Origin of the sequence: Pseudomonas kairouanensis (assembly GCF_004682055.1) — a bacterium.
In the GTDB taxonomy this organism is placed as follows: Bacteria; Pseudomonadota; Gammaproteobacteria; order Pseudomonadales; family Pseudomonadaceae; genus Aquipseudomonas; species Aquipseudomonas kairouanensis.
On the sequence record NZ_QUZU01000016.1, the window covers coordinates 101672 to 125694 of the forward strand.

The following is a 24023-nucleotide window of genomic DNA, read 5'->3' on the forward strand; positions in this document are numbered from 1 at the left end:
GAAACTCATAAATCATTCCATAGAAGCAATTTCAATTTTTATGAAAGTAAGTTTCGCCCACAGATAAGCGCTGTCGCGTTGGGATATGCCCGACAGGCTTCAATGAAAATTCAGAGGGTGTTCTTACATGAAGATCAGACGCTGCCGGAACCTCATCGTCCGCCATCCAGTCATAGAATGCGCACCCACCCACGCCCAGGAAAACCGACCATGATCCGTACCTCCCTTGCCGTCAGCGCTCTGCTCCTCGCTGCGTGCGGCACCGCCTCGGCGGCCGATAACGTGGCGCTCAAAAAATGCATGGACAGCGCCAACACCACCGCTGACATGGTCAGTTGCAATGCCAAGGAAACCAAGGTGCAAGACAAGCGCCTGAACACGGCCTACAAGACCGCCCTCGCCGCCCAGGAGGGCGCGCGCAAACAGCAACTGCAAGACGTGCAGCGCCTGTGGATAAAGTACCGCGACGCCAATTGCGCTTTCGCGGGCAGTGCAACCGGCGGCAGCATCGACCGCGTCAATGGCTCCGGTTGCGTGCTGGACATGACCCAGACCCGCGCCCAGGAACTGGAAGACCTGGTCGGGCCGTGATCAGTCGTGGTGTACCTTGGCGCGCTTGAGCAGCTTCTTGCAGCGCTCCGACAAGTGCAGCACCCGCAGATGCTTGCCGGCCTTGGTGTAGCGCTCACGCAGGGTCATCAACGCGGCAATCGCTGAATAATCCACAAAACTCAGGTGACGGCAATCCAACGTCACCTGGGCCGGGTCGTTGGCCGGGTCGAACTGGTTCAGAAACGGTGTGGTCGAGGCAAAGAACAAGGTGCCGTGCAGGCGGTACAACTTGCTGCCATCGGCCTCCAGATGTTCATCGGCGTACAGCTCCCGCGCCTGCTGCCAGGCAAAGTTCAGCGCCGCAATCACAATCCCGCACAGCACCGCCGTGGCCAAGTCGGTAAACACGGTGATCACCGTCACCGCGATAATCACCAGCACATCGTTGAGCGGCACCTTGTTGACCACCCGCAAGGACGCCCAGGCGAAGGTCTGCTGGGACACCACGAACATCACCCCCACCAGCGCCGCCAGCGGAATGCGCTCGATAAACGGCGACAGGAACAGGATGAACAACAGGATCATCACCCCGGCAAACACCCCGGAGAAACGCCCGCGCCCGCCAGAGCTGAGGTTGATCACGGTTTGCCCGATCATTGCGCAACCGCCCATGCCGCCGAACACACCCGAAACCATGTTTGCTGCGCCCAGGGCCACGCTTTCGCGGTCGGGATAGCCACGGGTCTCGGTGATTTCGTCGGTGAGGTTGAGGGTGAGCAGGGTTTCCAGCAGGCCGACCATGGCCATCAGGAACGCGTAGGGCGCGATGATGCCCAGGGTTTCCAGGGTCCAGGGAATGTGTGGCAGGGCAAAGGTGGGCAAGCCACCGGCGATGTGGGCCATGTCGCCCAAGGTGCGGGTCGGCAGGCCCAACAGGTACACCGCCAGGCCTACCCCCAGGATCGCCACCAGTGCGGGCGGCACCGCACGGGTGATGCGCGGCAGCACGTAGACAATGGCCATGGTCACCAGCACCAGGCCAATCATCACGTACAACGGCGTACCGCTGAGCCAATGCTCACCGCTCTTGAAATGCTCCAACTGCGCCAGCGCAATGATAATCGCCAGCCCGTTCACGAACCCCAGCATCACCGGGTGCGGCACCATGCGCACGAGTTTGCCCAGGCGCAGCAGGCCGAAGGCGATCATGATCAGCCCGCCCAGCAGCACCGTGGCCAGCAAGTATTCGACGCCGTGCTGGACGACCAGCGCAACGATCACCACCGCCATGGAGCCTGCCGCACCGGAGACCATGCCCGGCCGGCCGCCGAACAACGCAGTGAGGGTGCAGATGATAAAGGCGCCGTAGAGCCCCATCAGCGGGTTGAGGTGGGCCACCAGGGCAAAGGCGATGCATTCGGGCAGCAACGCAAACGACGTGGTGAGGCCAGCCAGGGCATCGGCGCGCAGACGGGTGAGGTTCATGGGGTACCAGGGTAATGCGGGGGATAAGGCGGGGGATGGTACGGAATTGCGGGCTCTGGGGCTAGCCTAGGGGCCTGAGTCGCCCCATTCGCGAGCAAGCCCGCACACATTTGACCGAGTTCCAAAGTTGGAACGCAGTCTGTGTGGGAGCGGGCTTGCTCGCGAAGGTAGCGACTCGGTCTCAAGCGAACATCAAACCATCTCGCGACGAATCCACTCGACTACAGATGTGCGCTGCGGCGCCCATCCCAATAACTCACGGGCATGCTTACCACGCACCCGGCTGTTGGAACCCAAGCCATAGTTGGCCATTTCATAGCCCCACTCGGCCTCAGCCTCGGCCAGCGGCCAATCCTGCGGTTCACCCAGGTTCAGCGCCTGAGCAATGGCGGCGGTCATTTCGATAAACGCCGCTTCACTGCTTTCGACGAAGTAGAACGTGCCCGGCACGTTCTTGGTCAGGGCCAGCAGGTACAACGCCACCACATCTTCAATATGCACGTTGGACCAGATGTTCTGCCCGGTCCCTACATGGCGCACGACCCCACTCTTGCGCGCCTGTTTGAGCAAGCGCGGCAATTGCACGCTGTCACGTTTCACGCCCAGGCTGTGGCCGTAGATCAGGGTATTGCAGATCACCGCCGAATTCACGCCGTCGTTGGCGGCCGCGAGGATCAGGTTGTCGATGGCCACACGGGCGGCTTTGTCGACAGTGGGCTGTGGCAGGTTGTCTTCGAAATAGATGATATCGCTGGCCTTGCCGCCCGATGCGTCGCCCACAATGCTCGAACCGCTGGTGTGCAGGAACGGCTTGTTCGAGCCTTTCAAGGCGGCCAGCAAGGTTTCTACGCCAGCGCGATGGTCGCTGCTGGCGGCGTTGATCACCGCGTCGGCCTTTTGCGCTTGCTCGGTCAACACACTGGCATCGTCCAGGGTGCCAAGCACCGGGGTGATGCCGAGTGAAGTCATTTCAGCAGCCTGATCGGCGCTGCGCACCAGGCCGGTCACACGGTGGCCAGCCTTGATCAGGCCGGTGGCAATGGAACCGCCGATAAAACCTGCAGCGCCGGTAACGAATACATTCATGGAGGGTGCTCCTGACGGGGTAAGTAATAGGTCCAGTATCAAGGCCCCCTCCCCGCCGAATAAGCCCCTGCAGACCAATTGACTCTTGCGCTGCAATCACGAATCAGCAGGCATACCGCGCCAACTTGGCCTGGATAAAGTCCAGGAAGCACTGGATGCGCAGCGCCAACTGCGAGTTGCGGTAGAACACCGCGTGAATCGGCTGGCGATACCCGCTGTTGAACCCTTCCAACACCGGCACCAGGCGGCCGGCGTCGATGTCGTCGATGGTCATGAAGTTGGACAGGCAGCAAATACCCTGCCCCTCCAACGCCAACTGGCGCACGGTTTCGCCACTGGACGCGGCAATGCTCGGCAGGATCTGCCAGCGGTCGCCTTCCACATGACGCAGTGGCCAATGGTTGAGGGTTTCGGTCTGGGAGAAGCCCAGCAAGGTATGGTCGGCCAGCTCAGCCACCGTGGTCGGGGCGCCGAATTGTTCGATATAGCCAGGGCTGGCGAGGATATGCAGCGGCGTGCAGCCCAGGGAGCGGGCATGCAGGGTGGAGTCAGCCAGCACACCGATGCGAATCGCGATGTCGGTGCTCTGCTCCAGCAGGTCGATGATCAAGTCATCACTGTTCAATTCCAGCTGGATCTGCGGGTACAGGCGGCGAAACTCGGCAATGTACGGCACGATCCCGTGCAGCATGAACGGCACGGCCGCATTGATGCGCAGCCGCCCGGCGGGTTTTTTCTGACGCGACGACAGGCGCTCTTCCAACTCTTCCATCTGCGCCAGGATCACCTTGGCCTGCTCGAAGAAGTACTTGCCTTCCTCGGTCAGGTCCATGCGCCGCGTGGTGCGGTTGATCAGCGTGGTGTCGAGCTTGGCTTCCAGGCGCGACAAGGTGCGGCTGACCGCCGACGGCGTCTGCCCGACCTGCTCGGCCGCGGCGGAAATCGAGCCGCACTCAATCACGCTGACGAAGATTTGTAGCTCGTCGGATCGGGCTTTCACAGGCTGTCCTCGTTATCGGTTCGCAGCAGCTTACACCGACAGCTTGAACACCTGCGCCAGATGCTGCTCGTAGCGCGCTACGTCGGCTTCAATGGCCGGGCGTTTCATCACGTCCACACAGAGGAAGGTGGGCAAGGCGGTCATGCCGAGGAATTCGTTGGCTTTGTGGAATGGGAAGTACACGGCGTCCACGCCCTTGGCTTCGAAGAAGTCACTCGGGTCGTCGAAGGCTTGCTGCGGCGCGTTCCAGGTCAGCGACAACATGTACTGCTTGCCCTGGATCAGGCCGCCGCTGCCGTATTTCTGCGAGGCATCGGAGCGGGTGCGGCCGTCGCTGGCGTACAGGCTGCCGTGGCCTTCGGTGAACACTTCGTCGATGTACTTCTTGACGATCCACGGTGCGCCCATCCACCAGCCGGGCATCTGGTAGATGATCACGTCGGCCCAGAGGAACTTGGCGACTTCTTCGGCCACGTCGTAGCCCTCGTCGATATGGGTGACCTTGACGTCGATACCGCCACGGTCCAGCACGGCCAGGGCAGCGTCATGCAGGGTAGTGTTGTAGCGGCCATCGGAGTGGGCGAACTTTTTGCCGCCGTTGAGCAGGAGTACTTTTTTCATGGGAAGTGTCCAGAGGTTGAAAATGTCTGGACGCAGACTATCGACCCTGGGCCCTCGGAATAAGCGCCGGTGCGGCAAAATACATTTGACCTTAAAGCACGAATAGACCGTGAATTATTAACCTTCGATCAGCAGATGGCCGCCCAACAGCGCCATGCCGATAAAAAACACACGCTTGAACAACACCGCACTGATGCGTTGGCGCACGACCTGGCCCAGCCACATACCCAGCAACGCGGGCACCAGCGCCAGCAGCGAAGCATTGAATGCGCCCCCGCCCAGGCTACCGCGCCAAGCCAGCCCGGCGGCCAGGGCCAGGGTCGAGACGGTGAACGACAGCCCCAACGCTTGCACCAACTGATCGCGGTTCAAACCCAGGGCTTGCAGATACGGCACCGCCGGGATCACAAACACACCGGTTGCCGAGGTAATGATGCCGGTGATTACACCGCAGAGCGGGCCCAGCCAACGCTCGGTTTCAGGCTTTACGCTGAACGTTGGCAGGAACAACCCACTTAACCCGTACACCAACAACGCGCCGCCCAATGCGTGAACGACCCAACCGCCACCGTTCATGCCCAACCAAACCGTACCCAACCCGGTGCCGAGGAAAATCAGCAACAACATCGGCCACAGCCGTTTGAGCAGCGCGCTCAGGTGACCGCCGAAAGCCAGTTGCCAAAGGTTGGTGACGGTTGAAGGAATAATCAGCAGGGCCGCAGCCTGCGCCGGCAGCATAGCCAGGCCGAGCAAACCCATGGCAACGGTGGGCAGGCCGAGGCCGATCACGCCTTTGACCGTGCCGGCCAGCAGGAAGGTGCCGAACACCAGCAGGGTCAGGGCGGGGCCGATGTCTTGATAGAACGCTAGGAAGGTATTCATGGGGGGATTGTGCGGGGTTGGGGCGAGGTTGGAAATTCGCCATATACTGAGGCAGCCTCTTGTTTTGCGCGAGGCTGATACCGCCTTCGCGAGCAAGCCCGCTCCCACACTTGAATGTGTTCACACATCAACCTGTGGGAGCGGGCTTGCTCGCGAAGAGGCCAGCTCAGTCACCCGAGAACTCAGCCATGCACTTTGACCTGATCGACCTGCGCCTTTACCTGCACATCCTCGACACCGGCAACATTACCGCTGGCGCCGCCCGCAGCCATTTATCCCTGGCTGCCGCGAGCGCGCGCATCCGCGCCATGGAAGCCTCGTTGGGTGTCGAATTCCTGGAGCGCGGCCGCCGTGGCGTCACGCCCACACCTGCCGGCATTGCCCTGGCCCGTCACGCCCGCCTGCTGCTGCAACAGGCCGAGCATCTGCAACAGGACCTGGCCGAATACGCCAGCGGCAGCAAAGGCCAGGTGCGCCTGTTGTGCAACACCACCGCCCTCAGCGAATACCTGCCGGAACTGCTGGCGGATTTTTTGCGCGAACACCCCAACCTCGACATCGATCTGCAGGAGCTGCCAAGCCTGCGCATCACCCAGGCCTTGCGCCAGGGTACGGCGGACCTGGGGATAATTTCCGATGCCGTGGACACCCACGACCTACAGACCCTGCCGTTTCGCGATGACCCGCTGGTGCTGATCATGCCGTTGGATCATCCACTGGCCACCCGCAGCGCCAGCTTCATCGACAGCCTGCAACACGACTACGTGGGGCTCACCGCCCATAGCGCGCTCTCGGTGTACCTGGAGGAGCAGGCGCTGCACGTGGGTTTTCGCTTACAGACGCGTATCCGCGCCGAGGGGTTTGATGGCTTGATCCGCATGGTATCCGGAGGCGCAGGCCTGGGTATCGTGCCCCAGGCCGCACTGGAGCGCTGGCCACTGGCGCGCCGTTTCAAGGCACAGCCTTTGCGCGAGGAGTGGGCCTGTCGAACGCTGTTACTGTGTGCACGCTCGTTCGACCAACTGCCCGCCTATGCCGCCGCGCTGCTGGCAGTGTTGGCCAAAACAGCACGCGCCACGGTGTTACGAACAGATGACCCAGAGTAATATCAGCCCCCTCAGCAGTTCTAAGGGCAGATGCGGTGTGCATCACCCTCGCGAAAAAGTAGAAAGGAACGTTAATGGCGGATGACATGGTTAACCCGGTGGGCCTCAAGCGTGGCCTGAAGAACCGGCATATTCAACTGATCGCCTTGGGAGGGGCGATTGGCACGGGGCTATTTCTGGGCTCGGCGGGCGTGCTCAAGTCGGCAGGACCGTCGATGATCCTGGGCTATGCGATCGCAGGTTTCATTGCGTTCCTGATGATGCGCCAGCTCGGCGAAATGATCGTCGAGGAACCGGTGGCCGGCTCGTTCAGCCACTTCGCCCACAAATACTGGGGCGGCTATGCGGGCTTCCTGTCGGGCTGGAACTACTGGGTGCTGTATGTGCTGGTAGGCATGGCCGAATTGACCGCAGTGGGCAAATACATCCAGTTCTGGTGGCCGGAGATCCCGACCTGGGTCAGTGCGCTGGTGTTCTTTGCGGCGGTCAACCTGATCAACACCCTGAACGTGAAATTCTTTGGTGAGGCCGAGTTCTGGTTCGCAATCATCAAGGTGGTGGCGATTATCGGCATGATCCTGCTTGGCTGCTACCTGCTGTTCAGCGGCACCGGTGGCCCCCAGGCGTCCATCAGCAACCTCTGGAGCCACGGCGGGTTCTTCCCCAATGGCGGCATGGGGCTGTTGATGGCCATGGCCTTCATCATGTTTTCGTTCGGTGGCCTGGAGCTGGTGGGCATCACCGCCGCCGAGGCCAGCGAGCCACGCAAAGTGATCCCGAAAGCGATCAACCAGGTGGTCTACCGCATCCTGATTTTCTACGTGGGCGCCCTGACCGTGCTGCTGTCGTTGTACCCATGGGACCAGTTGCTGCAAACCCTTGGCGCGTCGGGGGATGCCTACAGCGGTAGCCCATTCGTGCAGATCTTCTCGCTGATCGGTAACGACACGGCGGCCCACATCCTCAACTTTGTGGTACTGACCGCAGCATTGTCGGTGTACAACAGCGGCGTGTACTGCAACAGCCGCATGCTGTTCGGCCTGGCCGAGCAAGGCGATGCGCCAAAAGCATTGATGAAGCTGAACAAACAAGGCGTGCCGCTGCGCGCGCTGGCGGTGTCGGCGCTGGTGACGATGCTGTGTGTGGTGGTCAACTATGTGGCACCCCAAAGTGCCCTGGAATTGCTGTTCGCGCTGGTGGTTGCCTCGTTGATGATCAACTGGGCACTGATCAGCATCACCCACATCAAGTTCCGCAAGGCCATGGGTGAGCAGGGCGTGACGCCGTCGTTCAAGACCTTCTGGTTCCCGTTCAGCAACTACCTGTGCCTGGCGTTCATGGCAGTGATCATCAGCGTGATGCTGGCGATTCCGGGCATACGCAACTCGGTGTTTGCGATGCCGGTGTGGGTGGGGATTATCTACGTTGCGTACCGGTTGCGCGTGAGAAACACGCCAGTCGCTACAACCCAATAACCCATGTGGGAGCGGCTGCGCACCAGGCAGCGCTTCTGGACATCCCGATGTCGAGTTCAGACCACTGTCGCCACGGCCGAGGCCTTAGGGTGCATCTCTGAATTCCCTGCCTCGGAGACATCATGTCCAAGCCCATCACCGTACTGCGCGACACCCATCCCCTGCCGGTCCTGGATGCCTGCAAATGGGAAAAGCTCGAAGGCGACCCCCACACCGTCAACCTCAACGCCTACACCAGCGAAGACGGCAGCAAGATCATGGGCACCTGGATCTGTACGCCGGGCAAGTGGTACGTGGACTACGTAAAGTGGGAATACTGCCACTTCCAGGAAGGCTACTGCATCATCACCCCGGAAGGCCTGGAGCCGATCCACTTGCGGGCTGGGGATATCTTCGTGGTGGAGCCGGGGATGAAGGGCACGTGGGAAGTGGTTGAGACCGTGCGCAAGTATTTCGTCTTCGCCTGAGCCTGCCCCCCCCTGTAGGAGCGAGCTTGCTCGCGAAGATCATCAACGAAAACGCGCTCATCCAGGATGAGCGCGGTTTTTCGCGGGCAAGCTCCGCTCCTACGGTTTGCGATAGCTGTTGATGATCGCCGAGAAGTCCTTGCCCCCCTCCCCACGCTGACTCATCGACTGGTACAACTGTTGCGCCACGGCGCCGAGAATCACCGGCTGGTGCACCTGGCGCGCCGCTTCAGTGGCCAACCCCAAATCCTTGAGCATCAGGTCGGCACCAAAGCCCCCGGTGTACCCCCGGGACGACGGCGCGGTCTCGATCACCCCCGGCCATGGGTTGTAGGTGTCGGAACTCCAGCAGCGCCCCGTGGAGCTGTTGATAATTCCCGCCAGCACCTGGGTGTCGATCCCCAACGCATCCCCCAACGCCATGGCTTCGCTGACACCGACCATGCTGATGCCCAGCAGCAGGTTGTTGCAGATCTTGGCGATTTGCCCGGTACCCACATCGCCGCAGTGCACGATGTTACGGCCCATTTGCGCCAGTACCGGTTGCAGGGTGGCGAACAATTGCGCGGTGGCACCGACCATAAAGGTCAACGTGCCCGCCTGTGCCCCCCCCGTGCCGCCGGACACCGGGGCATCGGCCACCGCCACCCCTTGCTTGGCTGCAGCCGCCGCTACATCGCGGATGGTTTGCGGGTCGATGGTGCTGCAATCCACTGCTGGCACACCTTGGCCGATACCTGCCAGCACGCCGTCTTCACCGAGCCACACGCTGCGCACGTGGGCAGCGGCCGGCAGCATGGTAATCACCAGTTCAGCGCCGCTGGCCGCATCGCGCGGTGAATCACTGATGGAGCCACCCAGTTCGGCCAGTTCCTTGAGCACGGTCTGGTTCAGGTCAAACAGGCTCAGCGCATGGCCAGCCTTGATCAGGTTGCGGGCCATGGGCGCGCCCATGTTGCCCAGGCCGATAAATGCAATCTTCATGGTCGTCTCCTGGAGTCAGCGCAGGTTGATGGTGGTGTTGACGCCATCGTTGACCGTGTCGTCGTCGAACCAGCGGCTGGTGACGGTCTTGGTCTGGGTGTAGAACTGCACCACTTGTTTGCCATACGGGCCGAGGTCGCCGAGCTTGGAACCACGGGAACCGGTGAAGCTGAAGAACGGCACCGGCACCGGGATCGGGATGTTGATGCCCACTTGGCCCACATCGATTTCGCTCTGGAACTTGCGCGCCGCCGCCCCGCTCTGGGTGAACAGGCCGGTGCCGTTGCCGAAGGGGTTAGCGTTGACCAGGGCGATGGCCTCATCAAGGGTCGCGACTTCGATCACCACCAGCACCGGGCCGAAGATTTCCTGGGTGTAGATTTGCATATCGGTGGTCACGCCCGAAAACAGGGTCGGGCCAACGAAGTTACCTTGCTCAAAGCCCGGCACCTGGATGTCACGGCCGTCCAGTTCCAGCTTGGCACCTTCTTTCACGCCGCTTTCGATCAGGTCCAGGATCCGCGCCTTGGCACGCTTGGAGATCACCGGGCCGACATCCGTGCCCGCCTCGCTGCCGGCGTTGACCTTGAGTTTTTGCGCCAGCGCCTTCAGGTCGGGCAGCCATTGCTTGGACGCGCCCACCAGCACCACCACCGAGGTGGCCATGCAACGCTGGCCCGCCGCGCCAAAACCGGCACCCACCAGGGCGTTGAGGGTATGTTCACGGTTGGCGTCCGGCAGTACCACGGCGTGGTTCTTGGCACCCATCATCGATTGCACACGCTTGCCGTGTTTGCCAGCCAGGTCGTAGACGTGGGTGCCGACCGCGGTCGAGCCGACGAAGGACACAGCCTTGATGTCTTTATGGGTGCACAGCGCATCCACCACATCCTTGCCGCCATGCACCACGTTGAGCACGCCGGCCGGCACCCCGGCCTCCAGCGCCAGTTCCACCAGCAGCAGGGTCGACAGCGGGTCTTGTTCAGACGGTTTGAGCACGAAGGTGTTGCCGCAGGCAATCGCCATCGGGAACATCCACAGCGGAATCATCGCCGGGAAGTTGAACGGGGTAATACCGGCGCACACGCCGATGGGCTGGCGCAGGGTGTAGGTGTCGACGCCGCCGGCAACGTTCTCGGCGAATTCGCCCATCTGCAAGGTGCCAATGGAGCACGCGTGCTCCACCACCTCCAGGCCACGGAAAATATCGCCTTCGGCATCGGCAATGGTCTTGCCCTGCTCGTTGCTCAGCACCACGGCAATGCGTTTGGAATGTTCGCGGATCAACGCCTGCAGCTTGAGCATGATGCGCATGCGCGCGCCGATGGGCGTCAGCTTCCAGGTCTGGAAGGCACGATGGGCGGCGTCGATGGCGGCGTTGACTTCATCGGCAGTAGCGAACGGGACTTTGGCCAGTACTTCTTGAGTGGCCGGGTTGACGATGTCTTGCCACTCGGTGGTCTTGGACTCGACCCACTCGCCATTGATCAGCAACTTGACCTGTTGCACGGAAATATCGGCAGATGCGTTCATGTGGTCTCCAAATCTTATATTTATGCTAGAGAACCAAGGCGTTGAACCGCCTTGAAGAATGAGGCGTTCGGACTGTTTTTGGAGTATAGATGTGCAAACTTCTAATAAGAACGCACATATAAGCCGGTCCAATATGCAAAAAAACATCACATCACTGGGTTCCCTGAACTGGGATGACCTGAAGTTTTTTCTCGAAGTGGCCCGCACCCGCAAGGCCAGCGTGGCCGCCAAGCGCCTGGCGGTGGACTACACCACGGTGTCGCGGCGCATCAGTTCGCTGGAAGTGTCCCTCGGCACGCTGCTGTTCGAAAAGTCGCGGACCAACGGCTTCGTGCTCACCACCGAGGGCCAGCGCTTGCTGGGCTATGCCGAGTCCATCGAAAGCACCCTGCACATGGCCTGCGAACAAGTCTCCGGCTCTGGCGTGGCGCTGTCCGGCCATGTGCGCATGGGCTGCACCGAAGGTTTCGGCAGCTTCTTCGTCACCCCGCAGTTGAGCCATTTCGTCGACACCTACCCGGCGATCTCGGTAGACATCCTGCCCCTGCCCCACTTCATCAGCCTGTCCAAGCGCGAAGCCGACATCGTCATCGCCCTGGAACGCCCGGAACACGGGCCCTATGTGTGCTGCAAACTGTGCGACTACACGTTGCAGCTATACGCCACCCAGGAATACCTCGACCAACACCCGCCCATCCAACGCCCGACGGATTTGGCGGAGCATCCGTTTATCAGCTATGTGGACGACCTGGCGTTCAGCTCCGAGTTGCTGTACCTGGCCAACGTCGTACCCGGCGCCAGCGCCAGCCTGCGCAGTACCAGCGTGATTGCACAGTACGTGGCGGCGCAGCAGGGCCGGTCGATGGCGATATTGCCGTGTTTTCTGGCGGCGCAGGATCCGCGGTTGTTGCCGGTGCTGGCGCAGGAGATCACGCTGACGCGGCAGTTCTGGATGTATTGCCGCGAGGATTTGCGCAAGTTGAAGCGGATTACGTTGTTGTGGGATTACATCAGGGAAGTGACGGAGCAGAACCAGGGGTTGTTGATGGGGCAGACGCGGGAGATGCGCTTTGCCGACTGACCGAATCTAAAGCACACCCCAGGTCAAAAATGTGGGAGCGGCGGTTCGACGCTCCCACATTTGGACTGCATTTCAATCTGGCAATGTGGGGCCAGCTCAGTCCGCAATCACCACAATCGACACCCGCCGGTTCTCTGTACGCCCCGCCGCCGTGGTATTCGACGCCACCGGTTCGCTGCTACCCAGGCCACGAAGCTCGATGTTTTCTTCTTTCATGCCCACGCCTTTGAGTACCGTGGCCACGCTTTTGGCGCGGCGCAGGGACAACTGCTGGTTGTACATTTCTTTGCCGGACGCGTCGGTGTGGCCGTCCACTCGAACCCGCTCGATGCCCACGCCGAGCAGGGCCTTGCCGATACGTTGGACGATGTCGGCGCTGGGTTGGTTGAGCGTTTCGACGTCGCTGCCAAACAGGACCTTGCCCGACAGGCCGAACGCCCAGCCTTCATCGGTAAGCTCGAAGCCTTGTTGCTTGAGAACGGCGATCTGCGCCGGGGTCAGGCCTTTGGGGGGCGCTGTTTGGCAACCACCGAGGGCCAGCAAGGCCACCAGCAGGGTGATAAACATGAAACGCGCGGTCGAGAACAAGGGTTAACTCCTGTGTTGAACATGGACGACGGAGCTCTCCGGCTCCGCCGTGTGCTGGCCACCCTGGGATTGGCGCTTGGCCTGGTACATCGCCACATCGGCGGCGTTGAGCAAGGTGCCGGGCGTGGCGCCATGGTCAGGGTAAAGGGCGATGCCGATACTGAGGGAGGTCAACACCTGGGCGTTGCCCGGCACGGGTATCGGCATGTCCATGCTGGCGATGATGTTGTCGGCGATGCGTTGGGCATCTTCGAGTTTGTGCAGCGGCGCCAGCAGGATCGCGAATTCATCGCCACCCAGGCGCGCCACCAGGTCATCTTCACGCAGTTGCGCCCGCACGCGGTCAGCCACCGCCACCAGTACAGCATCGCCTGCGGCGTGGCCGAAGTTGTCGTTGATCTCTTTGAAACGGTCGCTGTCGAGGTAAAGCACCGCAAGCTGTTCCCTGGCCTTGGCGGCACCACGCAGGGCGCGAATCAAGCGGCCCTCAAAGAACGCACGGTTGGGCAAACCGGTGAGGCTGTCGTGGTTGGCCTGGTGGGCGAGGCTTTCGTTTTCGCTTTGCAGGTGGCTCTGCCAGGCTTCCATTTCGCCGAGCAAGGCATTGAAGTCACTGCCCAGGCTGTGCAGCTCGGCGATCTGCGCCGGTGGCACGCGGCGGTCAAAGTCGCGCTCGCTGCGGGCGGCATGGGCCACGACGGCAAGGCTTTGCAACGGGCCGGTGATGCCGCGCAACAGCCGTCGTGCCAGAACCAGCGCAACCCAGGCGCTGAGGGCGGTGCAAATCAGGATCCCGGCCAGGCCACTGAGCAGGAAACGCAGCAGGCTGCCCCCGTGGCCCGTCAGGTGGATGCTGCCGATGGTTCGGCCTTGGTGCAGGATCGGCTGGCTGATGGGCTGTTCGAGCAGTGCATGGGCCAGTTCCAGTTCAACCCGCGAGAGCATCCCGGTGTCGGGACGCGTCCAGTGCGCCAATAATGTGCCATTGGCATCGAACACTTCGGCCTGGGCCACTTCTTCGGTGGAGGCAATCAAGCTCAGGGCTTCGGTGGCCGCCGCGCTGTCGTTGAACACCACCGCCGCTTCCACGGTGTAGTTGATGGAGCGCGCGATCAGGTGCAGGTTGTGTTCGGCATACACCCGCAGCGCCAGCACGCCGAGCAGGGTCAGGGATACGCTGGCCAGGGTCACGGCCACCAGCGCCAGGATCAGGTGCCCCCGGCCGATGACTGCGCGCAGGGTGGGTCGCACTTTCCCGCCGGTCATGACGCTGGGGCCCTGCGACGGGACAGTTGCAACACACTGGGATGAATGCGCACGCCGCTGCGGGCCACGGAGTCGAGGTTGACCTCGAACGACACCTGCTCATCGCCCACTCGCAGGCAAAACAGACTGCCCACGGTGCACTGGTCGCCACCTTCGCTGATGCTGAGCACCGGATGGCCGATCAATGAGGCAAACAGTTGGCTGCGTTCATCCGCGGTGAGCTTGCCGATATAGACAGCGTCGCAGGCATCGACGATATCGGGGTGATCGGCCAACAGGCGTCGCACCACCACTGGACGGCCGGTGGCCTGGGTGGTGCCCTTGATCAGGTCATCGGTGTACTGGGTGGGCCCGACGATGCACAACCGCAATTGTGCAGGCTCCACCGGCCAACGGGCATAACTGAGGATGCCCAGGACCACTTGGGTGACGGCTTGCGCCCGGTGATCGGCCGTGTCGACAGGGCCGGCCGCCAGGGCGAAGGCGTGTGGGACAAAGGCACACAGAAACGCCACCAGCAGCATGCGTCTCCAGCTCGAACTGCGCTCTGTAGGCGAGACAGCCACGTTCATGCAGCGTTTCTCTCAGGTGTTTTTTGGATGATGCCGCAACGATAGCACAGCGTCAGATATTTCTGACTCTCCACCCAACTCCAGCATCAAACCGCTCAAGCGCTTGACCTTGCGCCGTACCGCTTCTTCAAACACGCCGCCACGGGGTTCGATCAGACTGAACCAACGTTTGGCCCGGGTGATACCGGTGTAGATCAGCTCTTTGGTCAACACCGGGTTCAGGGCATCCGGCAGGATCAACGCCGTGTGGGTGAACTCCGATCCCTGGGATTTGTGCACGGTCATGGCGTACACGGTTTCCACATCATTCAGGCGGCTAGGCAGTACAAAACGCACACCGCCCTGGCCGTCGTTACGTGGGAAGGCAACGCGCAGCACCTGGGGGCCACCGTCGCTTTCGGGCAGTTTGAGGGCGATGCCAATATCGCCGTTCATCAGGCCCAGACCGTAATCGTTGCGGGTCATCAATACCGGACGACCTTCGTACCATTGCTCATCGCCCTCGATCAGCCGCACTTTGCGCAGGGCAGCGGTGATGCGCAGATTCAAGCCTTCGACGCCCCAGGGGCCTTTGCGCACGGCGCAGAGCAGTTGGAACGCATCGAAGGCGTGCAGCAGTTGTTGGGCCCAGTGGGTCCAGGCTTCGCTGTCACGCGGGGTATCGAGGGACGGGCGCGCACTGTGCAGCAGGCTCAGGTAATAGCGATAACCCTGGGCGCCCTCGCTGCCCTGCCCGTCCAGTACCAGGCGCTCAAGGGCGTGGTCGTGCTCACCCTTGAGGCTCACGCAGAACAGGTCGGTATGGCTGCCGATACGCAACAATTTGCGCGCCTCATCGGCGTTCATCTGGTTGACCCAGCGCGCCAATTGGCCAATGCCGCTGCCTTCGCCGAAACGGCGCGAGTAACGCAACATCACCACTTGCTGGGCCAGGGGGTGGCTGTCGTCGAGGTCTTCCTGCAGGCCGCTGGCGCTGAGGTTTTCGCCACTGACGGTTTGCAGCCATTGGCGGGTATGGGGGCTGTACCAGCCGGCTTCGGCATCGCGGCACAAGTCACCGAGCACAGCGCCCGCTTCAACCGACGCCAGTTGATCCTTGTCGCCGAGCAAAACCAAACGGGCATGGGGCGGCAAGGCGTCCAGCAGGTTCGCCATCATTTCCAGGTCGATCATCGAAGCTTCGTCCACCACCAGCACATCCAAGGGCAACGGGTTGCCGATGTGGTGACGGAAGTGACGGGTACCCGGCCGACTGCCCAGCAAGCGGTGAACGGTGGTGACCTGGGTCGGGATTTTTTCCCGCACGTTTTCAGGAACGGTCAGCGACTGGACTTGCTGGCTGATGGACTCGGTCAGACGCGCGGCGGCTTTACCGGTAGGCGCCGCCAGCCGAATGCGCAGCGGGCTGCCGGCTTCTACGGCAGGCGCTTGCAGCAAGGCGAGCAGGCGCACCACCGTGGTGGTCTTGCCGGTGCCTGGGCCGCCGGTGACGATGCTGAAGGCACCGCGCGTGGCCAGGGCACAGGCAAGTTTTTGCCAGTCGATCACGCCATCGGGTGGCGGTTGGTCGAACAGCGTGTTCAAGCGCTGAGGCAGGTCGGCGGCGATGTTTTCCTGGGTGGCGAGGCGCACACGCAGGGCGCTGTCGATACGCCGCTCGTAAGTCCAGTAGCGTCGCAGGTACAGGCGCTTGCCGGCCAGCACCAATGGGCGGCTTTGGGCCGACTCACTGCCATCCACCGCCAGCGCGACCAAGCGGCTGGAGGCCAGGGCATGGCACCAGTGGGCGCCGTCGAGGCCATCGAGCAATTGGGACGGCAACAACATGGCGCCGGTTTGCAGGTCGCCTTCGGGCGGCAGGGACAGCGCGAAGTCCGGTGCCTTGAGGGTTTCGAACAGGTCCAGGCACACATGGCCGTGGCCCAACTGGTGGCTGGTCAAGGCTGCCGCCAACAGCACCAAGGGGTCGGCCTGCGGGTCCAGCTCATTCAGGAAGCCGACGAAGGCTTTGTCCAAGGCGCGCAGCCAACCGCGATCAACCCAACGCTCCAGCAGTTGCACCAGGTCGGCGGCGCGGCTCAGAGGCATCAGTTCCTCAAGCGGTAACGGCGACAGGCTCATAGCAGGACTCCTTGTTCCCAGGCGGGCTCGACCTTGGGCGGGATGGGTTTGCCCTGGAACATCAGGTCCAGGCTTTCGATCAGCGCGCGTGGCGGCCGGGTGAAATACGCACCCTGGCTGGCGGACTGAGTGCCCCGCAAGAACAGGTAAAGCGCACCGCCAACATGACGGTCGTAGTCGTAGTCCGGCAGGCGTGCTTTGAGCTGGCGATGCAAGGCCAGTAGGTAAAGCACGTATTGCAGGTCGTACCGATGGTCGAGGATCGACTGTTCCATGGCCTCCTGCGTGTAGGCCGAATCGTCAGGGCCGAGCCAGTTGGACTTGTAGTCCGCCACGTAATAGCGACCGTCGTGTTCGAAGGTCAGGTCGATAAAGCCCTTGAACATGCCGTTGAGCAACACCGATTCAGCGGCAACGCGAGACACGCCGTTATGGGTGTGCTGGCAAACCAGTTTATCCAGGGCAAGCACATCGACCTTGTGGCTGGCGAACCAGAACTCCATTTCGATCTGGTACTGCTTCAGGTCGCCAAGGCTGACGTGGCCGTTATCCACAGGTAGCGGCGTGTGCAGCAAATGGCCCAGCCAAGCGCTGAGGGTGGTGATCCAGCCTTCCCAGTTGCGGCGGTTGCAGCGGGCGCCCACGGCTTTTTCGATGTCTGGCGGGCTGACGTTGAAGCCCTCGCCGCCGGCCCATTCGAGCAAGCCATGAAGGAAGGTACCGGGATTCGGCCCGCGTGGGAAACGGTGGATATCGCCGCCGGACGCCGCCACTTCGCGCGGTGCGTCGGGGTCCAGGCGTTCGTCATCGAACAGCTTCTGGGCTTGTGGGCTTTCGGGAGCCTCCAGCGTGGCAGCACTCATGCTGTCGCCGATGCGCAAGGCGCTGTAGGACGCAATCCACCAGTTTTCGGCAGCCTTGCGCGCAGGCAGCAAGGGCGCAAGCAAGGTGGCTTCGTTGCGCGGCGGGTGAAACAGGGTGTCTTGTGCGTCAGGCACCTGCGCGTAGTGGATGGCCGGGCAGCCTTGCTGCAGATCCAGCAGCCAGCGCGCCAGGCCGGCGGACTCGCCCAGCGAGGCACCGCCGCCAAGCAAGTAGCCCAGGGCCGAGAGGTGCAATACCGAGGTGTTGCTGTTGCCGCGTTTGAGGTCGGCGATGCCCAGCCAACAAGCATGTTTGGCGCGGGTCAGGGCCACGTAGAGCAGGCGCAGGTCTTCGGCCAGACGTTCATCGTCGGCCTGGGCGATCAACTCGGCGGTCGGGCGCAGGCTGACGTGGGACCTGCCGGTTTCGTCGTGATAGTGAAGGGGCAAGCGGCTGCCATCCACTGGCTTGGCCGAGCAGATAAAGGGCAGGAACACCAGGTCGTATTCCAACCCCTTGGATTTGTGGATAGTGACCACCTTGACCAGTTGCTCATCGCTTTCCAGGCGCAGGATCTGTTCCTCACCGGCCTGACCCGACAGCGCCAGATGCTCGGCCAGGTGACGGATCAGGGCTTGTTCGCCATCGAGTTCGGAGGCGGCCTGTTGCAGCAATTCGCTGAGGTGCAACAGGTTGGTCAACACGCGCTCGCCATCGCTGCGGGCGATCAGGGTTTGCGGCAACTTGAAGTCGTGAAGCAGGCGACGCAGCATCGGCAGCACGCCCTGGGTACGCCAGATCGCGCGATAGCCACGGAACTGCATCACGCGGGTTTCCCACGCCAGTTCGTCCTGGTTCAGACGCTCAAGTTCAGGCAGTGACAGGTTCAGGGTGACGCAAGCGAGCGCAGCGCGTAGCGGGCGTTCGACGTCCGGCTCGGCGCAGGCTTTGAGCCAGGCCAGCAGGTCATGGGCTTCCTGGGCGGCGAAGACTGAGTCCTTGTCGGACAGGTACACACTGCGCACACCCCGGTCGGCGAGTTCGGCGCGCACGGCCTGGGCTTCCTTGCCATCGCGCACGAGGATGGCGATGTCCGACGGAAGTACGCCTTTGAAGCTGCTGTCAGGCTGTAGGAAACCTGCACGCCCCTGTTGCCCGCCGTTGAGCAATTCAACAATCTGCGTGGCACAGGCGCCAGCCAGTTGCTGGCGATACACCGCGTTGGAAACCGGCTGATCGGTGGGCAACTGCCACAGATTCAGCGCTGGGAGTGTTTGGCCATCGACCTGCAATTGCTCCTTGCGCCCCTGGGAGAGCACCGACTGGAACGGCACCGGGTTTTCGCCATCGGGCGTACGAAACAGGAAGGCACCACGCCCGGTTTCCGCACGTTGGAACACATGGTTGACTGCCTCGACCATCGCGTGGCTGGAGCGAAAGTTGGTGCCCAGGGTATGGTGGCGGCCGGTAGTGGACTGGCGCGCGCGCAGGTAGGTGTAGATGTCGGCGCCACGGAAGGCGTAGATCGCCTGCTTGGGGTCGCCGATCAGGAACAGGCCACTGTCGAGGTGGTTTTCTTCGATGCGATAGATGCTGTCGAAGATGCTGTATTGCACCGGGTCCGTGTCTTGGAATTCATCGATCAGCGCCACCGGGAATTGCTCGCGAATCACATTGGCCAGACGCTCGCCGCCGTCCGATTGCAGGGCGGCGTTGAGGCGGATGAGCATGTCGTCAAAGCCCATTTCGGCACGGCGACGTTTTTCTTCTTCAAAGCGTTTGCCCACCCAGCTGGCAGCGTGTTGCAACACGGCGGCATCAGGGGTTGGCAGCGCGTCGAGTGCGGCCTTGAGGCCGGCCATTGCGTCGATGCCGGGGTGACGTGGCGGCTCGCCCTTCCAGGCTTCGGCCATGCCGTCTGGCGTCAGGCGGGTGAAGCCGGTGCCGATGTCCAGTTGTTCAAGGGTTTCGTCGGCGGCCCAGGCACTGATTTTTTCGAACCAGGGCTCGAAGTAGCGGGCCTGCATCTTGCGCCCGTCCACCGCTTTGGCGGCCACGGCTTGCAGGCAAATATCGCGTAGCTCGACGGCCCACTGCTGCCAGGGGGCCTTGAGGGTTTTAAGTGCCTCGCGGCGCTCTTGAAGACAGGCGTTGATGAGCTCGGCCGGCTCACGGGTTTCGTCAGTCGGCCTGTCGCTGCCAAACAGGGCGCGTACCCGTGGCATCAACGCCGCCGGGCCGCCCCAGTTATTGCGCACCCAGTTGAGCGCATCGTCACGCATGGGGTAACAGAACAGCCGCCAGTAATCGCGCAACACTTCGCCGAGCAAGTCGCTGTGGTCGGTTTCCAAGGTTTGGGTGAACAGGCTGCCACTGTCGAAGGCATGCTCGCGCAGCATGCGTTGGCACCAACTGTGGATGGTCGAGACGGCCGCTTCGTCCATCCATTGCGCAGCGATATCCAGCCGGTTGGCGCAGGCGGGCCATTGCTCCGGGAGGTATTGGTCGCGCAGGTCAGTGATCAGCGGGTCGAGCTTTTCGATTTCGCCGCGAAAGAACCGTGCAGCTTCGGCCAGGCGGGTGCGAATACGCTCGCGCAGCTCCTTGGTGGCGGCATCAGTGAAGGTCACGACGAGGATTTGCGGCGGCAGCAGTTCGCGGCCAAAGCCTGATTCATCGCCACCGTTACCGAGCACCAGGCGCAGGTACAGTGCCGAAATGGTGAAGGTTTTGCCGGTGCCGGCACTGGCTTCGATCAGTTGGCTGCCTTTGAGCGGGAAGGCCAGGGCCAAGGGTATGCTGCTCATGCGCTCGCCTCCTCGCCGGTGAGTGATCGCCATGGGGCGTTGATCAGGGGGCGATACAGGGTTTCACACCAACCTTCGAACTCTTCGCTGGCGATGAGTGCGGCGTAGTCGGGAAACTGCCGAGTGAGCGCTGGGGTTTCGCGGCGCTCACCATCCGTGTTGATGCCATCGCCTTCGTAGGCCTTGTGGGCGGCGGCTTCAGCCTTGCCAGGGTCGGTTTGGCCGAGCCAGGCGAAGGCTGTTTTGACGGCGACAGGTAGCGGTGATTTCATCCCGGCGTGCCAGGCCAGCAACAGGTTGCCGAGGATATCTTGGGCGATGGTTACGTCCAGCGGCGGTAGAAGCAAAGTGTCATCACTGGCGACCAGGCCGGTGCTCAGCGGCAGCCCACAAGCGCAGGCGACGACGTGATTGACCCAAGGCCGAATCAGGCGGTGCCACTTGCGACTCTTGATCGATCCAATGCTGTTGGGGATGGCGGTCACGCTTAACAATCCGCCATCACTGCGTCGATGCAGGCCACTGATCCACCCCTCCAACTCAATCCCTTGATGCTCAAAACTGATAGGTTCCGCACCTGTGTGCGGGGTTGGCCAGAGGGCTAGCAGTTGTTGGTAGCGTTGCAGCAGATCAGGCAAAGGCTCGATCAGTTCATGACGCAGGCATTCGCCGAAACCCACCATCGGCAGAAGGCCGCTGCCTTGTAGGCGCAAAGCCTGGGCATTGAGGGCCTGGTCAAGTTGGTCGGGCTGACTCAGCGCGGCGTTCAGCAGGCTGTCGCTCAGGCTGTAGCGTTGTAGCGCATCCAGGACGAAGGGTTCCTCGTCCGCCAGCGGTACTTCGGCGGCTTCAAAGAACACCTTCAGACGTTGGCTGAAGAAATGTTTGACCGGATTGCGCAGGAAGTCCTGCAACTGACCAAGGGTCAGGGGTTCTTCCTGTTGGTGCGGCGGCAACTCGTGCTCTTGTGAGCCGACCTCGCGGGTTTCATGAAGCAACTGCCATTCACGGGCGTAGCTGAAGAGCGGGTCGCCTGCGTGGAAGTAACGGGCACTGAAGGGCTGCAGTGGATGCGCTTGCGTCATGGCGTCGATCAAAGGGTCTTCAGTATTTGCAAGGTGCCAGCCGCTAGCAAGGTGATCGCGCAGTTGGCCGATCAACACTGACGCCGGGCGATCACTGTTATCGCGAATGCTGCGGCCAACCCAGCTGATGTAGAGCTGGTCGCGGGCTGACAGCAGCGCTTCGAGCAGCAGGTAGCGGTCGTCTTCGCGACGTGAGCGGTCGCCGGGACGGTAGTCGCTGCCCATCAGGTCGAAGTCCAGCGGCGGCTGTGCACGCGGGTAGTCGCCATCGTTCATGCCCAGCAGGCAGACGAGCTTGAAAGGGATCGCACGCATGGGCATCAGGGTACAAAAATTGACAGCCCCAGCGAGGAAACGTTGGGACAGGCGACCTTGATCCAGACCAGCCAGCCAGGCCTCACGGACTACGGTGAGTGGTAACTCGTCCTGTAAGCCTACGGACTCGCAGGTTTCCAACCAGGTCTCCCTGAGTTGCTCAAGTTGGCCCAACAGGTAGTCGTCGTGTTCACTGCTGGGCAGGAAGAACAGTTGCATCAGGCGCTGTAGACGTTCGCCCCATGCTTGGGGCGTTGCGGGTTGCTTTAGGGCTTGATGCGCATCATTGAGCGCGTCGAGCAGAGCAACCAAAGGGCCGATCAGTGCGGCGTCGAGGCCGCCGATTTCATCGTAGGGCTCGATGCCCTCACAAGCTGCACCGGTTCCAACGGCATAGCCGAGCAACATGCGGCGCAGGCCGAACCTCCAACTGTTTTGTTCCAGTTCGCCGGGCAGACCGAGGCCCGCACGCTGTTCGGCGTTGAGCCCCCAACGGATGCCTGCCCCTTCGATCCAACGGTGCAACGTGGGTAGGTCGCGCTCCTTGATCGCAAAGCGTTCGCGCAGGGCCGGCACGTCGAGCAGGTCAAGAATTTCGCTGACAGGGAAGCGGCTGTCGGGCAGCTTGAGCAGGTGTTCGACGGCGATCAGCAGCGGGTCTCGACCACGCTGGCCTTGGTCCGTCAGGGTAAAGGGGATAAAGCGGGGATCGCTTCTTTCAAGCTGGCCGAACACTGCGCGAATATGGGGGGCATAGCTGTCGACGTCGGGGACCATGACGATGATGTCCCGAGGACGCAGTGTGGGATCGGCGCTGAAGCGTTGGAGCAGTTGGTCGTGGAGGATTTCCACTTCGCGCTGGGCGCTGTGGGCGATGTGGAAACGGATGGAAGTGTCCTGCTCCAGATCGACGGCAGGCCATAGGTCGCGGGTTTCATTGAGTGGGCGTAGTTCGAGGATGTCGTCCTGAAGCTGATTGAGCAGCGTGGTGGGCTCGCTGTCGCTGAACAAGTCGATGCGCCCGTCGCGAAATGCTGCGCGGTAGCTGTTGGGGTCGTCGTAGCTGTCCAATAGGCTGATGTAGTCGCGACCTTGTTTGCCCCAGGCCGCCAGCAGTGGATGGGCGTGTTGGTGTAGGGTTTGTGGGTCGATGGTGACCGGCATGCCGGCTTTGCGCGCCTGACGTTTGTATTCGTTACGCAGCAGGTCTTTGTCGGCAACGATGTCGGACCAGTGATGGCGACAAGGGTTGTGCACGCACAGCAGGACCTGGCTGAATCTGGCCAGGCCAGCCAGGGCTTCCAACGCTTGGGCGGGCAACGAAGAGATACCAAAAACGATGACCCGTGAAGGCAGGCCTGGAGGGGCTTGCTCAAGGGTGGTGATGCGTTCGATAAAGCGTTGATGTACGCCAGCTCGGCTTTCTGCCATGCCTTCTTCGCCTACATCCAGCAACAGTGCGCGCCACAATTCGGCTTGCCAGCAGTTGGCGGGGTTGAGGGGTTTGGCTTCACCTCGACCGTTGCGCAATTGGTGACGGCCAGCGGCCCAGTCTTCGAGCCAATCTGCACGGTAGACCTGATATTGGTCGAACAGGTCGGCCAGACGCTCGGCAAGTTGGTAGCGTTTACGCAGGTCGGTATCTTGGGTAAGGAAGCGTTGCAGCGGCTCGAAGTGCGGTTGATTGATGACCTCCGGGAGCAAGCGCATCAGGCGCCACGTCAGCGGGGCTTTATCGAGTAGGGATTTTGGGGGAATGGCGTCGCGCCCCAAGACCATACGGTAAAGCTGCCACATGAAGCTGCCGGGGAGTTGTACGTCGATTGCGGCAGCAATGCCACAGCCGCCCATATCCTCTTCTTCGGGGTCTTCAGCCAGCGCCAACTTGAGCCACTGGGCGATGCCATTGCTCTGTACCAAGGCGATTTCGTTTTCCAGCGGAGCCAGGGGATAGCGGCGCATCCAACTGACCACCAGGCTGCGCAATTCGTCCAGGCGGTTGCCGTGAACCACCATGAATCCAGCACTGAGGGAGGTTGCATCCGGCATAACGGCTTCCTTGGGAAAAGCAAAATCGAGGCAGGGACTTTAGCATTGAAGGACCGGGTAATGAGCCTCTTCGCACTTTTCCCG

At 61.8% G+C, this 24023-nt stretch carries 18 protein-coding genes; 5 read left to right on the forward strand and 13 right to left on the reverse strand.

Going from position 1 to position 24023, the window contains the following annotated elements; translation table 11 throughout:
- Window positions 1–210 precede the first annotated feature (210 nt).
- Window positions 211–591, forward strand: coding sequence for a lysozyme inhibitor LprI family protein (locus tag DYL59_RS14985; RefSeq protein WP_135289894.1), 381 nt, complete (start codon window positions 211–213; stop codon window positions 589–591).
- Here the strand turns inward: DYL59_RS14985 and DYL59_RS14990 are convergent, their stop codons facing one another.
- The 5 genes from DYL59_RS14990 to DYL59_RS15010 form a co-directional block, all read right to left on the reverse strand.
- A complete protein-coding gene (locus DYL59_RS14990) occupies window positions 592–2037 on the reverse strand; it encodes a SulP family inorganic anion transporter (protein WP_135289895.1) in 1446 nt (481 codons plus the stop codon).
- 192 nt (window positions 2038–2229) lie between these two features.
- Window positions 2230–3123: an NAD-dependent epimerase/dehydratase family protein gene (locus tag DYL59_RS14995; protein ID WP_135289896.1), complete on the reverse strand. Its 894-nt coding sequence runs from the start codon at window positions 3121–3123 to the stop codon at window positions 2230–2232.
- Window positions 3124–3226: 103 nt separating this feature from the next.
- Window positions 3227–4123, reverse strand: coding sequence for a LysR family transcriptional regulator (locus DYL59_RS15000; RefSeq protein ID WP_135289897.1), 897 nt, complete (start codon window positions 4121–4123; stop codon window positions 3227–3229).
- Window positions 4124–4153: 30 nt separating this feature from the next.
- Window positions 4154–4744, reverse strand: a complete 591-nt coding sequence (gene mdaB / locus DYL59_RS15005; protein WP_135289898.1) for an NADPH:quinone oxidoreductase MdaB — start codon at window positions 4742–4744, stop codon at window positions 4154–4156.
- Window positions 4745–4861: 117 nt separating this feature from the next.
- The gene (locus tag DYL59_RS15010; RefSeq protein ID WP_135289899.1) at window positions 4862–5626 is read right to left on the reverse strand and encodes a sulfite exporter TauE/SafE family protein; all 765 of its coding nucleotides are present in this window, start codon (window positions 5624–5626) and stop codon (window positions 4862–4864) included.
- A gap of 188 nt (window positions 5627–5814) precedes the next feature.
- On the opposite strand from DYL59_RS15010, the gene DYL59_RS15015 reads away from it, so the two are divergent.
- From DYL59_RS15015 to DYL59_RS15025, 3 genes are all read left to right on the forward strand, one after another.
- Window positions 5815–6732, forward strand: coding sequence for a LysR family transcriptional regulator (locus tag DYL59_RS15015; protein WP_135289900.1), 918 nt, complete (start codon window positions 5815–5817; stop codon window positions 6730–6732).
- A 74-nt stretch (window positions 6733–6806) separates the two neighbouring features.
- Window positions 6807–8207: an amino acid permease gene (locus DYL59_RS15020; RefSeq protein WP_135289901.1), complete on the forward strand. Its 1401-nt coding sequence runs from the start codon at window positions 6807–6809 to the stop codon at window positions 8205–8207.
- Between the two features lie 122 nt (window positions 8208–8329).
- Window positions 8330–8674 carry a cupin domain-containing protein gene (locus DYL59_RS15025; RefSeq protein ID WP_010206533.1) on the forward strand — a complete coding sequence of 115 codons (345 nt, stop codon included), beginning with the start codon at window positions 8330–8332 and terminating at the stop codon, window positions 8672–8674.
- A gap of 99 nt (window positions 8675–8773) precedes the next feature.
- Here DYL59_RS15025 and mmsB read toward each other — a convergent pair whose 3' ends face one another.
- Window positions 8774–9658 (reverse strand): 3-hydroxyisobutyrate dehydrogenase, encoded by an 885-nt coding sequence (mmsB, locus tag DYL59_RS15030; RefSeq protein ID WP_135289902.1) that lies wholly within the window; start codon window positions 9656–9658, stop codon window positions 8774–8776.
- A gap of 15 nt (window positions 9659–9673) precedes the next feature.
- Window positions 9674–11191 (reverse strand): CoA-acylating methylmalonate-semialdehyde dehydrogenase, encoded by a 1518-nt coding sequence (locus DYL59_RS15035; RefSeq protein WP_135289903.1) that lies wholly within the window; start codon window positions 11189–11191, stop codon window positions 9674–9676.
- Between the two features lie 133 nt (window positions 11192–11324).
- On the opposite strand from DYL59_RS15035, the gene DYL59_RS15040 reads away from it, so the two are divergent.
- Window positions 11325–12272 carry a LysR family transcriptional regulator gene (locus DYL59_RS15040; protein ID WP_135289904.1) on the forward strand — a complete coding sequence of 316 codons (948 nt, stop codon included), beginning with the start codon at window positions 11325–11327 and terminating at the stop codon, window positions 12270–12272.
- A gap of 96 nt (window positions 12273–12368) precedes the next feature.
- Here the strand turns inward: DYL59_RS15040 and yfiB are convergent, their stop codons facing one another.
- Genes yfiB through recC form a run of 6 tightly spaced genes read right to left on the reverse strand, consistent with a single transcriptional unit; the run spans window position 12369 to window position 23939 of the window.
- Window positions 12369–12860, reverse strand: coding sequence for an outer membrane lipoprotein YfiB (gene yfiB / locus DYL59_RS15045; RefSeq protein WP_135289905.1), 492 nt, complete (start codon window positions 12858–12860; stop codon window positions 12369–12371).
- 3 nt (window positions 12861–12863) lie between these two features.
- Window positions 12864–14126, reverse strand: a complete 1263-nt coding sequence (gene dgcN, locus DYL59_RS15050) for a diguanylate cyclase DgcN/YfiN (RefSeq protein ID WP_135289906.1) — start codon at window positions 14124–14126, stop codon at window positions 12864–12866.
- A complete protein-coding gene (gene yfiR / locus DYL59_RS15055; protein WP_135289907.1) occupies window positions 14123–14698 on the reverse strand; it encodes a regulatory sequestration protein YfiR in 576 nt (191 codons plus the stop codon). Before yfiR ends, dgcN begins: the two co-directional genes overlap by 4 nt.
- 12 nt (window positions 14699–14710) lie before the next feature.
- Entirely contained in the window at window positions 14711–16819 is a 2109-nt protein-coding gene (gene recD / locus DYL59_RS15060; RefSeq protein WP_135289908.1) for an exodeoxyribonuclease V subunit alpha, read from the reverse strand.
- The gene (recB, locus tag DYL59_RS15065) at window positions 16816–20490 is read right to left on the reverse strand and encodes an exodeoxyribonuclease V subunit beta (RefSeq protein WP_135289909.1); all 3675 of its coding nucleotides are present in this window, start codon (window positions 20488–20490) and stop codon (window positions 16816–16818) included. Before recB ends, recD begins: the two co-directional genes overlap by 4 nt.
- Window positions 20487–23939 (reverse strand): exodeoxyribonuclease V subunit gamma, encoded by a 3453-nt coding sequence (recC, locus tag DYL59_RS15070; protein ID WP_135289910.1) that lies wholly within the window; start codon window positions 23937–23939, stop codon window positions 20487–20489. The genes recB and recC overlap by 4 nt, the downstream gene beginning before the upstream one ends.
- Window positions 23940–24023: the final 84 nt, after the last annotated feature.

Bases quoted from the DNA above. Each gene is read 5' to 3' on its own strand.
- DYL59_RS15020 (WP_135289901.1), top strand. From the start codon at position 6,807: ATGGCGGATGACATGGTTAACCCGGTGGGCCTCAAGCGTGGCCTGAAG.
- mmsB (WP_135289902.1), bottom strand. From the start codon at position 9,658: ATGAAGATTGCATTTATCGGCCTGGGCAACATGGGCGCGCCCATGGCC.
- DYL59_RS14995 (WP_135289896.1), bottom strand. From the start codon at position 3,123: ATGAATGTATTCGTTACCGGCGCTGCAGGTTTTATCGGCGGTTCCATT.
- DYL59_RS14990 (WP_135289895.1), bottom strand. From the start codon at position 2,037: ATGAACCTCACCCGTCTGCGCGCCGATGCCCTGGCTGGCCTCACCACG.
- DYL59_RS15035 (WP_135289903.1), bottom strand. From the start codon at position 11,191: ATGAACGCATCTGCCGATATTTCCGTGCAACAGGTCAAGTTGCTGATC.
- DYL59_RS15040 (WP_135289904.1), top strand. From the start codon at position 11,325: ATGCAAAAAAACATCACATCACTGGGTTCCCTGAACTGGGATGACCTG.
- DYL59_RS15015 (WP_135289900.1), top strand. From the start codon at position 5,815: ATGCACTTTGACCTGATCGACCTGCGCCTTTACCTGCACATCCTCGAC.
- DYL59_RS15025 (WP_010206533.1), top strand. From the start codon at position 8,330: ATGTCCAAGCCCATCACCGTACTGCGCGACACCCATCCCCTGCCGGTC.
- DYL59_RS14985 (WP_135289894.1), top strand. From the start codon at position 211: ATGATCCGTACCTCCCTTGCCGTCAGCGCTCTGCTCCTCGCTGCGTGC.
- dgcN (WP_135289906.1), bottom strand. From the start codon at position 14,126: ATGACCGGCGGGAAAGTGCGACCCACCCTGCGCGCAGTCATCGGCCGG.
- mdaB (WP_135289898.1), bottom strand. From the start codon at position 4,744: ATGAAAAAAGTACTCCTGCTCAACGGCGGCAAAAAGTTCGCCCACTCC.
- recC (WP_135289910.1), bottom strand. From the start codon at position 23,939: ATGCCGGATGCAACCTCCCTCAGTGCTGGATTCATGGTGGTTCACGGC.
- yfiR (WP_135289907.1), bottom strand. From the start codon at position 14,698: ATGAACGTGGCTGTCTCGCCTACAGAGCGCAGTTCGAGCTGGAGACGC.
- recB (WP_135289909.1), bottom strand. From the start codon at position 20,490: ATGAGCAGCATACCCTTGGCCCTGGCCTTCCCGCTCAAAGGCAGCCAA.
- recD (WP_135289908.1), bottom strand. From the start codon at position 16,819: ATGAGCCTGTCGCCGTTACCGCTTGAGGAACTGATGCCTCTGAGCCGC.
- DYL59_RS15010 (WP_135289899.1), bottom strand. From the start codon at position 5,626: ATGAATACCTTCCTAGCGTTCTATCAAGACATCGGCCCCGCCCTGACC.